Source organism: Carnobacterium sp. AT7, from assembly GCF_000171855.1.
GTDB lineage: Bacteria > Bacillota > Bacilli > Lactobacillales > Carnobacteriaceae > Carnobacterium_B > Carnobacterium_B jeotgali.
This window is the reverse complement of the sequence record NZ_ABHH01000059.1, coordinates 1-1837: the sequence shown is the minus strand read 5'-3', so window position 1 is coordinate 1837 and position 1837 is coordinate 1. Positions and strand designations below refer to the sequence as shown.

Below are 1837 nucleotides of genomic sequence, written 5' to 3'. Positions count from 1 at the left end.
TGTACTAAATGCGATCGAGAAAAAGTCGAATTATTAAAGGAGATGATTGGGAATGGGATTGAAAGCAACTAATCTAACCAAACAGTTCAATGGAATAGATGTGTTAAGAAATTTTAATTTCACTATCGAAGCTGGAGAAATTGTCACGCTTGTTGGTAAATCAGGTACCGGGAAAACGACGTTAATGAGAGTCCTTAATCAACTTGAAAAAGCAGATAATGGAACGATTGCGATTGATGAAAATTATTTATGTCGTGAAACGACTGAAGATAAAACAGAATATGTTTCAAGTAAAGAACGAATGGTCTACAACAATCAAATCGGTATGGTGTTTCAAGATTATCAATTATTTCCTAATCTAACCGTCTTGAAAAATTGTATTGAAGCACCATTAGATCAAAAATTACTGACAAAAGAACAAGCAATTGAAAAAGCAGAGATGCTGTTGACACAAATGAAAATTTTAGATAAAAAAGATGTTTATCCAAGCACCTTATCAGGAGGGCAACAACAACGTGTAGCCATAGCGCGGGCTATGATGCTTAACCCTAAGATTCTTTGTTTTGACGAACCAACTTCTGCATTAGATCGTGATTCATCAAATGAGGTTGGAAAGATGATTGAATCTATTGCCTCATCAGGTACAGGTATCTTAATTGTCACGCATGATATAGAGTTTGCAGAAAAATTTGGAACAAGAGTTGTCTCTTCAGATGAATTTTTACGCTAAAAAGAATTGAAAATACACTTGTTTTGCTATTTTTAAAGATTTGGTTAAAGTATTTATTGACGAAGGACATGCAATTTGGTATGATGTTAATGTTGTAAATGTGTAGCACCACAACTACAACCGCACGGGAATGAGTTTAAGTCCTTTATGGCGCTCATGATGGCGAGTCTAAGTCTAACAAGGAGGTGCGAAAGAATGTACGCAATTATTAAAACAGGTGGAAAACAAATTAAAGTTGAAGTTGGCCAAGAAATCTACATTGAAAAATTGAATGTTGAAGCTGGTGAAACTGTAGTCTTTGAAGAAGTTGTCTTAATTGGTGGAGAAGAAACAAAAGTTGGAGCTCCAACTATTGTAGGAGCTACTGTTGAAGGTACTGTTGAAAAACATGGTCTTCAAAAGAAAGTTACGACTTTTATCTACAAACCTAAAAAACATAGTCACCGTAAACAAGGTCACCGTCAACCATATACAAAAGTTGTTATCAACGCAATTAACGCATAAGAAAGTGGTGTTCCAATATGATTCAAGCATTCTTTAAACGTAATGATAAGGAAGATATTGTTTCCTTTGAAGTTACAGGACATGCGGAGTCTGGACCCTACGGCAGTGATATAGTCTGTGCGGCTGTCTCAGCATTAGTTATAGGAACAACAAATAGCATTTCGGTTTTATCAGGTGTTTCGCCATTGGTAGAAACAAATGAAGAAGTTGAAGGCGGCTATTTATACGTTGAACTTTTAAGCGAATTGACTGAAGAACAGTTGAAAATCTCACAGATTCTTCTGGAGAGCCTTCAATTATCTTTAACAGGAATAGTTGAAGAGTATCCGAAATATGTCAAACTTGCACAATAAAAAATTATAATAGGAGGTGCAACTCATATGTTAAAAATGAATCTACAATTCTTCGCCCATAAAAAAGGTGGCGGTTCTACAACTAACGGACGCGACTCAAACTCTAAACGTTTAGGCGCTAAACGTGCAGATGGACAAACTGTTTCAGGTGGTTCAATTTTATTCCGTCAACGCGGAACTAAAATTTATCCAGGTGTTAACGTTGGAATTGGTGGAGACGATACTTTGTTTGCAAATGTGACGGAGTTGT

At 36.1% G+C, this 1837-nt stretch carries 4 protein-coding genes and 1 other annotated feature; all 4 genes read left to right on the top strand.

Going from position 1 to position 1837, the window contains the following annotated elements; genetic code table 11:
- Nucleotides 1-52 precede the first annotated feature (52 nt).
- The gene (locus CAT7_RS11855; protein WP_007725936.1) at nt 53-730 is read left to right on the top strand and encodes an amino acid ABC transporter ATP-binding protein; all 678 of its coding nucleotides are present in this window, start codon (nt 53-55) and stop codon (nt 728-730) included.
- A gap of 108 nt (nt 731-838) precedes the next feature.
- Nucleotides 839-910: a sequence feature (ribosomal protein L21 leader region), on the top strand.
- Between the two features lie 15 nt (nt 911-925).
- The gene (gene rplU / locus CAT7_RS11850; protein WP_007725935.1) at nt 926-1234 is read left to right on the top strand and encodes a 50S ribosomal protein L21; all 309 of its coding nucleotides are present in this window, start codon (nt 926-928) and stop codon (nt 1232-1234) included.
- Between the two features lie 17 nt (nt 1235-1251).
- Nucleotides 1252-1587 carry a ribosomal-processing cysteine protease Prp gene (locus CAT7_RS11845; protein ID WP_007725930.1) on the top strand — a complete coding sequence of 112 codons (336 nt, stop codon included), beginning with the start codon at nt 1252-1254 and terminating at the stop codon, nt 1585-1587.
- A gap of 27 nt (nt 1588-1614) precedes the next feature.
- Nucleotides 1615-1837 (top strand): 50S ribosomal protein L27 (gene rpmA / locus CAT7_RS11840; RefSeq protein ID WP_007725929.1); only part of this gene is annotated, 223 nt, incomplete at its 3' end.